11 protein-coding genes are annotated in these 13,311 nt (G+C 49.9%); 5 read left to right on the top strand and 6 right to left on the bottom strand.

Features of this window, described 5'->3' with window-relative positions:
* Positions 1 to 113: 113 nt before the first annotated feature.
* From ACO0LI_RS06825 to ACO0LI_RS06815, 3 genes are all read right to left on the bottom strand, one after another.
* Positions 114 to 455 carry a hypothetical protein gene (locus tag ACO0LI_RS06825; RefSeq protein WP_422950303.1) on the bottom strand — a complete coding sequence of 114 codons (342 nt, stop codon included), beginning with the start codon at positions 453 to 455 and terminating at the stop codon, positions 114 to 116.
* 229 nt (positions 456 to 684) lie between these two features.
* Entirely contained in the window at positions 685 to 1,662 is a 978-nt protein-coding gene (phnD, locus tag ACO0LI_RS06820; RefSeq protein WP_423031842.1) for a phosphate/phosphite/phosphonate ABC transporter substrate-binding protein, read from the bottom strand.
* Positions 1,663 to 1,963: 301 nt separating this feature from the next.
* Complete coding sequence (locus tag ACO0LI_RS06815) at positions 1,964 to 2,593, bottom strand: TetR/AcrR family transcriptional regulator (RefSeq protein ID WP_423031840.1); 630 nt, start codon at positions 2,591 to 2,593, stop codon at positions 1,964 to 1,966.
* Between the two features lie 160 nt (positions 2,594 to 2,753).
* Between ACO0LI_RS06815 and ACO0LI_RS06810 the strand changes: the two genes are divergently transcribed.
* Entirely contained in the window at positions 2,754 to 3,182 is a 429-nt protein-coding gene (locus tag ACO0LI_RS06810) for a tautomerase family protein (protein WP_423031838.1), read from the top strand.
* 28 nt (positions 3,183 to 3,210) lie between these two features.
* Here the strand turns inward: ACO0LI_RS06810 and ACO0LI_RS06805 are convergent, their stop codons facing one another.
* From ACO0LI_RS06805 to ACO0LI_RS06795, 3 genes are read right to left on the bottom strand one after another with little or no spacing between them, the layout of a single operon-like run.
* On the bottom strand, positions 3,211 to 4,317 hold the full coding sequence (locus ACO0LI_RS06805) for an aldose epimerase family protein (protein WP_423031836.1): 1,107 nt from the start codon (positions 4,315 to 4,317) through the stop codon (positions 3,211 to 3,213).
* Positions 4,318 to 4,358: 41 nt separating this feature from the next.
* Positions 4,359 to 5,213, bottom strand: coding sequence for a heparin lyase I family protein (locus ACO0LI_RS06800; RefSeq protein ID WP_423031834.1), 855 nt, complete (start codon positions 5,211 to 5,213; stop codon positions 4,359 to 4,361).
* Positions 5,214 to 5,267: 54 nt separating this feature from the next.
* On the bottom strand, positions 5,268 to 6,107 hold the full coding sequence (locus tag ACO0LI_RS06795; protein ID WP_423031949.1) for an NAD-dependent epimerase/dehydratase family protein: 840 nt from the start codon (positions 6,105 to 6,107) through the stop codon (positions 5,268 to 5,270).
* 291 nt (positions 6,108 to 6,398) lie between these two features.
* Here ACO0LI_RS06795 and ACO0LI_RS06790 point away from each other — a divergent pair, with 291 nt between their 5' ends.
* From ACO0LI_RS06790 to ACO0LI_RS06775, 4 genes are all read left to right on the top strand, one after another.
* Positions 6,399 to 7,406, top strand: a complete 1,008-nt coding sequence (locus tag ACO0LI_RS06790) for a LacI family DNA-binding transcriptional regulator (protein WP_423031832.1) — start codon at positions 6,399 to 6,401, stop codon at positions 7,404 to 7,406.
* Between the two features lie 284 nt (positions 7,407 to 7,690).
* Positions 7,691 to 9,589, top strand: a complete 1,899-nt coding sequence (locus ACO0LI_RS06785; RefSeq protein WP_423031830.1) for a hypothetical protein — start codon at positions 7,691 to 7,693, stop codon at positions 9,587 to 9,589.
* Positions 9,590 to 9,678: 89 nt separating this feature from the next.
* Positions 9,679 to 12,099 carry a TonB-dependent receptor gene (locus tag ACO0LI_RS06780; RefSeq protein WP_423031828.1) on the top strand — a complete coding sequence of 807 codons (2,421 nt, stop codon included), beginning with the start codon at positions 9,679 to 9,681 and terminating at the stop codon, positions 12,097 to 12,099.
* Between the two features lie 171 nt (positions 12,100 to 12,270).
* The gene (locus tag ACO0LI_RS06775) at positions 12,271 to 13,284 is read left to right on the top strand and encodes a right-handed parallel beta-helix repeat-containing protein (protein ID WP_423031826.1); all 1,014 of its coding nucleotides are present in this window, start codon (positions 12,271 to 12,273) and stop codon (positions 13,282 to 13,284) included.
* The last annotated feature ends 27 nt before the right edge of the window (positions 13,285 to 13,311 follow it).

Below are 13,311 nucleotides of genomic sequence, written 5' to 3'. Positions count from 1 at the left end.
GCATAGCAACCATGCCCGCCTTGCGGGAGCATGGATTAGCAATGAACTTTTAAGGGAGCTTTTGCCGCCGCCAGCTTTCCGGTCTGGCCGGAATACTGGCAATCACACAGCGCTCAGGCCGCGATGAGTTCTTGAACCGGGCTTTTCAAGCGGAAAGCTTTGAGTGCACGGGATGCGTCCGGTACTGCGACGATTTCTGGTGTACCAGTCATCAATTCAGAAATACGGCTCTTCAGGGCTTTTGCCTGTGTTGCCAGATTGAAATGCGCAGGACGCTGAGTCTGCACTATGCTCCAACGCGCTACAGGCGCATGGCCACTACCATCGAGCAAGGATTTTTCACGCAGCCAGTTCTCGAAAGAACGGGTAGTCATGTTACTTTCTATCCAGATCAGATGATCGGCGGTGATTTTCTTGCTGTTGTCCGAAGGGCGAACCAGTATTTCGTAAATCATTTTCTGACTCCTTAAAGGGAAACTTTGCTTAAAGGAAGGTGTCAGCAAAGATTCTTTAGTCCAAAAACGCACCGGTTCGCGATTCAGTTGACACGATAGGTTACAAAAGTCAAAAATTTTTTTGTGAATTTAATAAAAAAACAATGAATTGGGCAAAATTTGAGCAAAAATGCCCTATTTATTGCATTTATTTCAGCTTTTGTTACAAATCAGCTGGAACTTTTCAGGCTTATTTGATGCGTGAGGCTTCAAGAACGAAGCTCAGCTTGCCAAAACGTGCACTAACTTCATCAAATTTCTTTTGTTTTTGTGCATCAGTGAGGCTGGTGTTATTCAAATTGTCGCGCAAAAGGCTAAACAATGTTAAATCGGCGATAGGTTTCAGCTGTGCATCGGTAGAACGCTGGAAACCGGACAAATTCAAAATGTCTTTCAATACGACTTGTGCCTGCTTTTGCTTGCCATAATTGACAAAGAAATCTTCCACGCGGGTTTTCAGGGCAGGTGACATGTCCTTGCGATACAGGATAGGGTCATTTGGTATCAAAGGCGAAGTCCAGATGACGCGGACCTTGCTGAGCTGGTCTGGTGCTTCTTTTTTGAGCCTGTCCATCTCTTCACTATTAAAGGTGGCGACATCGGCTTCACCACGCAAAATAGAAGAAAAATTTGCCTGGTGATTGCCAACGATGACTTTCTTGAACAGTTTTGCCGGATCTATCTTGTTCTTGGAAAACAGGTAATAGGCAGGAACCAGATAACCGGACGTCGATTTTTTATCGCCATCAGCGAAGATGTATACGCCAGGTTTGGCAGAAACCTGGTCAAAGCTGGTCAGTGCACTTTTGCTGGAAGCAATCAACACCGAGTTGTAACCGCGTGAGCCATCGCTTTTGACCATTTGCGCAAAGACAGTTGCCTTGCCATCTTCCACCGCATCCAAGGCGACCTTGCTGCTCAGCCAGGCGATTTGTATTTTGTTTTCTTTCAAACCAGCAACGATGTCGCTGTAATTCGAAGAAATAGCAGCAGTCACTTCTGTACCTGTGCTTTTTGCCAGGTCATCCAGCAAAGGCTGCCAGCGCTTGCGGGTATCTTCTATGCTCGTTGTAGCGATCAGGCCTACAGTGATTTTTTCTGCAGCGTGGGCAAGAGACATGAACATACTGCTGAGCAGCAGTGCCAGGGTGACAATTTTTTTAAACATAAAACCTCAATAGAAAATGCAAATACCCAAAGCACGGCAGTGCTTGTGACCGGTCAAACATGTATGCGGTAGCAAACAAACAAGTGACGTCAACGACGTACTCTGGGACAGGAATGGGGGATGGTGATTGGATACACACTGATTAATTTTTGTGCATCAATTGCCTGCCATTATAGCATTAGATGAATTTGAGCAATCAATTACCCTAAAGCAAGAAATGTTTTAGAGTTAATTCACCAGACACTTGGCCATGGAATTCGCTTAATACGCCATGCTATGCCGTGCGATTTACTTACTGTCTTTAGCCTAGCAGCGCCTTCAATTGATTGGCTGCCGAGGCGAGAATTTCTTCAGACAATGCTGTGTCATTGACCGCACGCGCCATCGACACGGCACCCACCAGGGTCGCCAGTGCAGTGATTGCGGCAGTACGCTTTGATGTTGATTTTTCGCTGGCGATCAAATCACCAAGCACCTTCAGATAAAGACTGACCTGATCGGTATAGGCAGAACGGGCCTTGTCATTGCTGCGGGCAACATCGCCAGCCAGGGTCGTGACGGCACAACTGCTGGCCAGACCATCGCGATGGGCAACACTTAAGTAAGCATCGACCAGTGCGGCAAACAGTATGTGCCTGCTCTGTTTGCTGTTGGCCAGCGCAGCGACTGTTTTGCCACCATCTTGCAAGGCGCAGGCAACCGCTTCTGCTACCAGTTCTTCCCGGGAAGCAAAGTGGCGGTAAAAGCCGCCATGTGTCATGCCCGCATCTTTCATCAGGTCTGCAACACCTATGCCTTCAATACCAGCCTCGCGAAAACGGGCAGCGGCTATCTTGACGATACGCTCGTGATTCTCTGCCTTTTCTGCCTTGGAACTACCCATGCGACGATACCTGCTCTTGTGCTTGACAAAGAGGATTATACTCGTCATCATCTTTTTCAGGATGACGCATATCATCCTGACTAATTTGACGCTGGCTTTGACGTTAGCTTTATTGGTGAGATTGGCGGTATTGGCGATGTGCAGACAAGCCAGGCCATGCGCTGAAATAAGTTCTTACGTGTTCATTCAATAAATAAGGAGTATTCGCATGCCCATGATAGACATTTACGCAGCAGAAGACATGTTCCCAGCCGGTACCGACCGTCAACTTGCTGAGGAGCTGACAGCAGCCTTATTGCGGGCCGAAGGCGTGGCGCAACCCGGCCCGGCACATACCCATAACACGGGTGCCTATATACATCGCATGCCAGCATCTGCAGTACATACAGCCGCCACCGATGCGGCACGCACGGTGCGTATACAGGTAATCACACCGCCGGCAGCATTGAACCGCGAGGGCCAGAAGCAATTTGTGAAAGAGGCGACAGCAATCGTCGCGCAAATTTCTGGTGACCCCAGCCAGGTAAGCCGTACCTGGGTTTTGCTGACCGAAGCAGCAGAAGGTGGCTGGGGTATTGCAGGCACTGCCTTTGGCCGTGCTGAATTTGCTGCGTTGCTGGCACCCAAGACAAGCTGATACGCCGCATATAAATGCCGGGTTTCTGCTATCGGACCTGGTCGTTTTTTGGCGGCGCTGTGACAGAAAAACGAAAACTGGTCAGTGACTTAAACACTTGCCCTGGATTAAGCACGGTCGAAGGGAAATTTGCGTGATTCGGGCTGTCGGGCAAGTGCTGGGTTTCAAAGGCAAAGCCGTCATGGCGCTGATAGGCTGAGGCTTCGCTGCCGTCAAAGCCATTGCCACTATTGAACTGTACTGAGGGTTCTGTGGTGTAGACATGCATTTGCCGGCCAGATACAGTTTCAGAGATATGCGCAACGGCCCGCAAGGATTGATCCCAGTTGGTAAACAACAGGCTATGATCATAGCCGGATGGCTGCCCTAGCAAAGCATCACCTTGTTCAAGATGGCGTGTGATGGTGGTGGGTTTGCGCAAATCCAGCACGCTGCCATCCACCGGCAAAATACGTCCCTTGGGTATACGTTTATTGTCGTTCTCAGTGTAACGGTCGGCATGGATTTGAAACAGGTGGGTACTCAAACCTCTGTTGCCAGCGCCTGCCAGATTGAAGTAGGCGTGATTGGTCAGGTTGATGACCGTCGCTTTATCACTGAGCGCACGATATTCAATATTGAATGCATTGCGCGCCTTGTACAGGCGGTATGTAACTGTCACCTGCATTTCACCGGGAAAGCCCTGGTCACCGTCAGGGCTGAGCAAATTAAAATGCGAACCCAGACTATCGTTCTCATCAAAGTCCTGGCGTGACCACACTCGCTTGTCAAAACCTTTTGGGTCACCATGCAGGGCAACTCCTTTTTCATTGGCAGGCAGATGATAAGTTTGTCCGTTCAATACAAATTCTGCTTTGCCTATGCGGCCAGCATAGCGCCCTATGATGGAAGCATGCCTGTGTCGAGTAATTAAATAAGCTGATAGATCAGGTAGCCTGAGCACAATATTGGCCAGCTTGCCATCGCGGTCTGGCACTTCGACAGTGCTTATTGTCGCGCCATAATCAATATAGCAAACCCGCATCTGCGTGTCATTCTGCAGGCAATGTTCCTGCACCACTTGACCAGTAGCTGTCTTGCCCCAATGACTATCCTGACTGTGGGCAGCGAGCGCGACCGGGCTAGTACATGCCATACACGCCATACACGCCAGAATGACTAGCCTTCCTATGCGAACTAGCGGCAACTGGAATCCGGCTGGCTGCCACGCGTGATACCAAGATTGGCAAAATAGACGTAATCATCTTTGCCCTGATTCAGCATCGCATGATGCTTGCGGTAGATACCCCATTTCGGGCGCATGTGGTCTGACCCTGTGCGCCATAATTGCAGGCCCGCGCTGTCGATTTCCAATACGGGCTTATCGTCCTGGCCGCGCATGCTCAACTGATAACGCCCGGCAGAATTTGAAAATGTGATCTGCTCACGTACGTCTATCCATCGCCCCTGTATCTGCGACAAGGCCACTGTGCCGAGTACATGATAAACACTGCCGTCATTTTTCAGGTCATCAATTTGCCGCACTTCCATACGGCCACTCGCCAATGGTGTAAAAGTAATCAGCGGTGGCTCCGCATAACGGCCACCATAGGCCTTGATCTGATGGATATGCGTAAATGAGGGTGAAAACTTCATGCCGGCATCAATCTTGAAACGCCAGCTATACACAAAGCTGTTATTTTCACGCGCCTTGAAGGCCTGGTGCATACCCATCAGGCTGGGTGCAATCTTGATCTCGGTGCGGGAACGGTCGCTACCTTCAGCCATGGTTTTGCCATCCAGGTTGACATCCGTCGGGTCTATCGCCAGCACTGCAAAATAGACTGGCACCACATCGTCAGCCGCTTCAATAATATGCGGCCTGGCTGGCGCGTAGTGCGTATCACTCGGAGCCTCTACCGCACCCTTGCCAAAAACATTTTCTATACGCGCATAAGTATCCGTACCACCTGGCTTTTGGGCATTCAGGCACAAGGTATTTCCGGTTATGCCAGAAGTCGCATCAGCGGCAAAAGCATGAATAGCAGGCATGGCAAAACCAGTAAGCAGACTCCCAGATAAAATGGATAAGCGCATGAACCTGCCTCAGTCCTGGTATTGTGGCCCGGCCACGACGAATGGCCCACCCTGATAGGTGCTGGTCATGTCGTCAGCATCAGGCCAGTTCGCAGTCAGCGGGAAACGTCCGGCGAACTCGCTGGAACTATCCTTGGGCACAAACCCCAGATGTGCGGCCTTGCTGTTATCCCACCATTTTGCCGGATTGTCCGACACGCCAAAGACGATGCTGTGACCGACTTTTGGCGTGAACAGCGCAGCCCTGATCAACTCCAGCAAATCATCGTAACTAAGATAAGTCACCATCATGCGGGTATTACGGGGCTCAGGAAAGGACGAGCCTATACGCAGGCATACCGTCTCTATGCCAAAACGGTCATAGTAATAACGTGACAGCGCTTCGCCATACAATTTGCTGAGGCCATAAAAGCCATCTGGCCGTAGCGGGCTGTCCGCATTCACTTTTTCTGTCGTCGGATAGAAACCAACGACATGGCTGGAGCTGGCATAAATAACGCGTTTGATACCCAGCTTATGTACCGCTTCATACAAATGGTACATGCCCAGGATATTGGCTTGCATGATGGGTTCAAACTTGTCTTCGACAGAGATGCCGCCAAAATGCAGCACGGCATCGACATCTTTCAGCAATTCAAATACCCCTGCCCTGTCAGCCAGGTCGCAGGTCTGCGCCTCTTCGCCAGGCACCAGGTTCTCTATATCGACGATATCGCTGAGCCTGAGTATTTTTGTCCAGGGCTTCAGGCGTTCACGCAAAACCCGGCCCAGGCCACCGGCGGCACCCGTCAACAGCAGGCGATTAAAAGGTTTTTCACTGGATTGCTCACTAAATTGTTCAGTCATCATCATTTTTGATTTTAGGTTGGTGTCGGCCATGATTTGCTCAAGTTGCTCAAAAAGTGCAAATCAGGTCTTTAGTTAAACGTTTAACTAAGTATATAGAATTTTTTGCCGGGGTCAAATAATTCCTTCGCATGTTAAAAAAATCTGCTACCTGTATTGAAGAATGATGCGTCTGGCAGACAAGCCGACCATGGCATTGATGCCTGCCTGCCAGTTTGTACGGTAAGATGCACGCTGAATTGAGCTGGCGGTTAAACGCTTACAGTCACACCGTCTGAGATACTTTTATACGCGATGAAGAAAAAACCACCGACCATACGTGATGTCGCCGCTGAAGCAGGCGTCTCTACTGCCACCATTTCCAAATTCATCAATGGTACACAGCGTTTTTCTTCTACCGTAGAAGCCAGGATCACAGCTGTCATTGACAGCCTGGGCTACCGTTCCAACCCGCTGGCGCAATCCATGATCACCGGGCGCACCAAGTCCATAGGCTTGTCGATACTGGATGTCAGCAATCCCCATTTCACCAGCATCGTCAAAGGGGCTAACCGCATCGCCATAGAGCATGGCTACACCTTGTTGCTGGTCGATACCGAAGAAAACCTGGGTCGTGAAAAACCCCTGATAGAAGCATTGAGCCGCCGTGTCGATGGCATGATACTTTTTTCACGCATGAGTGAAGCCGACCTGAGCTGGACCGAGCAACTGGAAAAACCCCTCGTATTCTTTGGCCGCCTGAGCCAGCTCAGTTCCCCCTGTGTCAGCAGTGATGACCACAAGGGTGCCTATATGCTGGCGCAACACTTGCTGACCCTGGGTCACAAGCGCATTGCCTATATGGGTTTCAATAAATCCCGCCGCGATGAAGAACGTTTTGGCGGCCTGCAGGAATGTCTGAACGAACATCAACTGACAGCAGAAATCTACAACGTCAATTCACCGTCTGCACAAGAAGGCGAACGCCTGTGTTCTTCCATCATGCTCGGCAAACAGCATCCTGATGTCGTGGTTTGCTATAACGATTTGATGGCACTTGGCTTCATGAAAGAAGCACAAAACCTGGGATTCGATATTCCCCGCGATGTCTCTATCGCCGGTTTTGATAATATCCAGTATGGCCGCTACACCTCGCCAGCATTAACTTCTGTCGATCTGCAAAGTGAAGAAATGGGTGTTGCTGCCATGCGCACGCTGATCAGCATGATTAATGGCGAAACTGCCCGCGGCCTGACCACGATAGAACCGCAACTGATTTTGCGCTCTTCAGTCATGAACAGAAGAAGCCCGGCCAATTCCTGAAATTGCGCACGGAATAAATCGTATATTTGCAAAAAAACGACAATCTAAGAAAACGTTTTCTTTAAAGCGCTGCCCAGCCTTATCTCTGTGCGTAGAAAATGCACAGCCTTGTCAATTCAACTCTACTCTTGAATAACAATTTTGATAGGCCAATAAAAAATTCCAAAATCAGGTTTACCTTCAATTTGAATTCATCTACTATTTAGTTAAACGTTTTCCTAAATGCTTTCAAGCACAAGCGCGAAGCTGCAAATACAGGGACACATAACAAAATCAGGAGATGTATGTCTTACCGCAATCCCATACTCAACAATCTGTACAAGCTTTGTATCACAGCATCTGCACTTGCCTGGAATCTGACAGCCTCAGCCAACGCCAACTTGGCTTCGCAAGCGGCACAAGCGCAACTACTGCCCATGAACACCATGGTGCAAGAATCGCTATATCCCCAGCTTGACTACCTGTCGCAAAAACTGCTGGCCGAGAGATTGCAAACCACGCTGGCGGGTTACCTCGCTTTCAATGGCAAGGATAAATTCCTGCCCGGGAAAATCGCCACCGGCCTCGCCCATTTAATGCTGAACCCTGCCCTGACACCAGAAGCCAGGCGCAAGGCAGCAGAAAATTTCCGTACCAGTGCAGACATGACAGTCGATATGGAAAACCATACCTGGGGCATTTATTATTATTTGCTGTCACTGCAACAGATACAGCAAGCGGGCTTGCTGGAGCAGGCAGTCAGCCCTGCTACTTTGGCCAAACTCAAGAAGCAACTGGACTGGCGCAGCTTTGTCAATGAAGCGGACCTGAAACTCATCAACTTGCCCACCAATTATTATGGCGTGGCATTTGGCGTGGCACGTCTGCGCATGTTGCTCGGTTGGGAAGATGCCAGCGGCAGTGAAAAACTTTTGAACACCCTGCTGGCGCATTACGATGCCCACTCCGGCGAGTATGGCTTTTCTGATGAAACCGATGGTGAAGGACGCTTTGACCGCTACAGCATTTTATTGATTGCCGAGATTTGCCACAGGCTCATAGAAACCGGCAAGGAAGTCCGGCCTGACTTGAAACTGAAACTCAGGAAAGCCGCAGACATCGCCCTGAATATGGCAAATGACAAAGGCGATGGCTTCAGCTTTGGCCGCAGCATAGGTGCTTATGGTGATACTGCCATACTCGAAATCCTGTCGGCGTCTGCTTATCTGGATGTCTTGACGCCCACGGAAAAAGATTACGCCTATGCGTACTCCACTCGCGTATTCAATAAATTTTTAAGCTTCTGGTATGACCCGCAATTACACTCCGTCGATTTGTGGGGCAAGGGCAGGAAGACCGATGCCTACCGTGGTGCGCACAGGGTGCTGGGTGAAAATTTCTCGCTGCTGCATCAACTACTGACCACCAATGCCATCTGGCACAAACTCGGCTATGACCAGCGCATACCACTGGCTGACCTGCAGGCATGGGCAGATAAAACCCAGCCACGGTTCAGTTTCAACTGGTTTGCCCGCGGTGAGTATGACAGGGCATTGGCGATCTATCGAGACCGCCAGCATGTGTTCAGTCTGTTGCTCGCAAATGGCGGTGCTGGCCAGCATGCGAACAGCCCGTATTACCCGCTACCGTTTTCAAATGATCTCATCGTTGGCATACCAGACAGCGGCTTTGCCCATCCCCAGCTTATTCCCAGTCTGACGTTGACAGATGGCAGCAAGTTACTGGCGACCGCTTTCATGAGCAATATCCAGACTGGCAAAACAGAAAAAGCTGAATTCATCAGCTATCAGCAAAGCGGGCTGACACGCATGACAGGTGATGGTAAACCGCCGCAAAAAGATGAACGCATAAAGCTCAATAGTCGCTACCTGTTTGAACCGGGCAGCATCAGCAGAAGCGATGAATTTACAGCGACCGGCAGTACACAGATACAGCAAGCCAGCCTGGAGTTCAGCAGCTTTTCTGATGCTGTCAGACAGGATGGAAATCACATTTATTTCAGTAAAGGTGGTGTCACTGAATTCATCGTCGAAGGCCTGGAGAAATGCGCAGTCAAACGGGTAGTGGGCGACGCTTACTTCCAGACCCCGGCTGGGCCCTTCATCAACCATATCAGTTGCAGCACGCAACAGCTAAAACACGGGCAGCCACTAAAAATCAAATGGACGATACGGTACCAATAGAATTTAACAGCGGAAATTTAACAGCGAGAATTTAACAGAAAAAATCAGCAGCAAAAAATGGTACAAAACTACAATATCCGGAGACAAGAATGTCAGCACAATCCAGCAACAAGCAACATCTCATGCAACTTAAACCCTTGAGCTTTGCCATCAGTCTGGCCATGCTGGCCCTGACTCAGGCAGCGCAGGCGCAACAGGCAACTAATGCAGAAACATCCGATGGCAAACTCAATGAAGTCGTGGTGTCCGCCAACAAGCGCATAGAAAAACTTGACCATGTGCCGATGGCGATTTCAGTCCTCGGTGATGCTACCTTACAGCGCAACAATGTCAGGGAAATCGCTGACGTCATCAACCTGTCGCCCGCATTGTCGATCACCTATGGTTCGACACCTGCCAATAATGGCATCAATATGCGCGGCATAGGTACGACATCGATAGGTATAGGCGTAGAAGCTGACGTGGCAGTCATCATCGATGATATTCCCATGGGCATGCAGGTCAAGGCCTTCCAGGATTTGACTGACATCTCACGCATAGAAATTTTGAAAGGTCCGCAAAGCACACTGTTTGGTAAAAGCGCGATTGCCGGTGCGGTCAATATCGTCACCAAGCCCATTTCCGGCCCGCTGGCAGGCAGCGCCAGCACCTTATATACCAGTGATGGTGAATGGCGCTTTGGCCTGACTTATGGTGGGGAAGTATCCGAGAAATTCGGCTTCAGGCTCAGTGCCAGCGACAATCGCTTCCCCGGCAATGTGAATAACCTGACTGATGGCAGCAAGGTCAATGGTTCTGGCGGCAAGACCTTCATGGCCAAACTCAGTTGGCATCCTACCGACAATATTGATGTCGATTTTTCGCCACGCTATAACAGCACAGTCACATCCTGCTGCGTGCTGGCATTGACCAGCCTGACACCGGCACAAGGCGGCCTGTTGTCGAATATCGCGCAACTGCCAGCTACGACTTTATTGAATGGCATACGCATAGGCCCGGACAACACCGATGTGCGCAATGACACCTTGACAGGCCAGACCTCCACCAGCCGTGGTGCGGGCTTAAAATTCACTTACAACTTTGCCGATGGTTCTTCGCTGACTTCGATTTCTTCACTTGATCGTTATTATGCCAATGACACACGCGACCAGGACTTTGTTGACGTGCCCACCCTGCTGTATTACCCACTGGCGAATGGCAAACCTGCCGGTGTCAATGCTGGCTATACCCAGTACGGCACATTTGATGTGAAATCGCAAACCCAGGAATTGCGCTATACCTCGAATGACAAGAATTCGCTGCGTTATGTGCTCGGTTACTGGTATGGAAAAAACTCTATAGAACGTCATTTCATACGCGGTTATAACGGCATTGCCTTGACCACGCCTATCCAGTATTTCACGGACACGTATAACGTCAACAGCGCCGTGTTTGGCCAGGCGACCTGGGACTTTGCAAAGAACTTCAGCCTGCTCGCAGGCTTGCGTTATAACCGTGAAACCTCGGGCTACCGTTTCTCTGTCGGTGCGCCACCGCCAGGTGCGTATGTACAGACAGATTATTTTTCCAGCCTCGACAATACCGAGAATTCCACGACGGGCAAACTCAGCCTGCAGCACCAGGTCAACAACAACCTGATGGTGTATGCCATGGGCTCTACCGGCTACAAAGGCCTGGCCTATGACTTGACCAGCGGCTTGAATGCCGCCACTGCGGCCCAGCAACCGGTCAAATCAGAAACTGCCAAGACCTTTGAAATAGGCCTTAAAGGCAATTTCCTCGACAACCGCCTGACGCTGAATGTCGCCGCCTTCAATAGCAGGTTCAGCGACTACCAGCAGAATTCTGGTGGTTATCTGCCTGGCACGACAACTTATGTGACGCGCCTCAATAGTGTGGGTGGCGTGCAGACACGCGGCGTGGAAATGGATGTCTCGGCACTGGTAACCAGAGACTTGATACTCAACGGCAGCATAGCCTACACCGATGCCACCATTACAGAATTCCCGAATGCCCCTTGCTATAACGTCGCTGGCAGCCCGAATGGTGGCTTCAATGCAGAATGCCAGTTGAAGTCTGCCCAGTATGGTGGACAGAACGTGCAAGACCTGGCCGGAGCAAGAATGCCGAATGCACCCAAGATCAAGGCCAATATCGGCGGACAATATGACCTGCGTTTCAGTAATCTGCCTTTCAATGCTTTCGTCACTGGCAGCGTACGTTACCAAAGCGATGTCATCACTAATTTGAATCAAGACCCTACGCTGGCCGTATCTTCCATCAGTGTGACGAATATCGGTTTTGGTATCAGGGACAAAATGAACAAGTACAAACTGAGCTTCTTTGTCAACAACCTGTTTGACCGCCACTACGCTAATACCGGTTTCACTGGTGTAGGTAGCTGGAGTTCAAAAGCACCGAATCCTGTGCTGACAGTCACCAACACCACCTGGACACCTGCCCGTGACGCCTTCCGTTATTTTGGTGTCAGGCTGGACGCTAAATTCTGAACATCTTCAGTGACTAAAGCAGCGTGATGAATAGTCAGCACCGTTCATCACGCTCCTGAATTTCATACACCTTCCGCTTTTATCAATTCTGGCATTCCTGCCGGATGGCTTTCTGCTGTCTGTTTTTTATAACGAGAAATTAATCCCATCCAAACAAGCAAGGAGTACATCATGTTATCTGCAAAACCAAATAGCAAAAAAATGATCCTTAAACCGGCTTTGACATTCATTACGCTACTGGCGGCAGCATTGCCAGCAATGGCAACCACTTACAAGGTAACGACAGCCAAGGAATTGCAGGACGCCATCGGCAAGGTAAAAGCCGGTGACGTGATACAACTGGCGGCAGGTACGTACAAAGACAAGTTCGTCATCAAGAACAAAAACGGCAAGGCTGACTCCCCCATACAATTGACAGGCCCAGCCGGATCATCTGCCGCCGTGCTGGTGAACAGCGGTGGTTATGGCCTGTATCTCGATCACGCGAATTACTGGATCATTGATGGCATCACGGTCAATAATTCAGGCAAGGGCATCATCCTTGATACCTCTACCAACAACGTACTGCAAAACCTGACCGTGCATGATGTCGATGACGAAGGCATACACTTTCGCACCTTCAGCACCGACAATGTCTTGAAGAACAGTCACATCTATAACACCGGCAAGAAGCAGGCTGGCTTTGGTGAAGGTGTGTACATAGGATCAGCCAATTCCAACTGGTGCACCTACACGTCATGCAACCCGGACAAGAGTGACCGCAACAAGGTGCTGACCAACAGCATAGGCCCGAATGTGAATGCCGAAGGCATAGACATCAAGGAAGGCTCATCTGATGGTTTGATACAGGGCAATACCTTTGACGGCAGCGGCATCAGTGGTGAAAACTATGCCGACAGTGTGATTGATGTCAAAGGCAATAATTATGCAATCACCGGTAACACCGTCAATAACCACCCTACCTCCAGCGATAAAAACCTGCTCGATGGTTTTCAGGTGCACCAGGCTTATACCGGCTGGGGCAAGAACAATAAATTCAGCAGCAACCGCTTCAACCTCAATACCAAGGGCTATGGCATCAATGTGCAGTCAGGTCTGACTGGTAATATCGTCTGTGACAATAACTCGGTAACAAATACCAGTTCAGGCATGGCGAACGTTGCGCTCACTCATTGCACAAACTAAAACCAGTCCTTGTCCAGACTCAAATCA

The organism is Undibacterium sp. Tian12W (assembly GCF_049339405.1).
Lineage (GTDB): Bacteria > Pseudomonadota > Gammaproteobacteria > Burkholderiales > Burkholderiaceae_D > Undibacterium.
The sequence above is the reverse complement of the archived record's forward strand: the minus strand, read 5'-3'. Positions and strand labels throughout refer to the sequence as shown.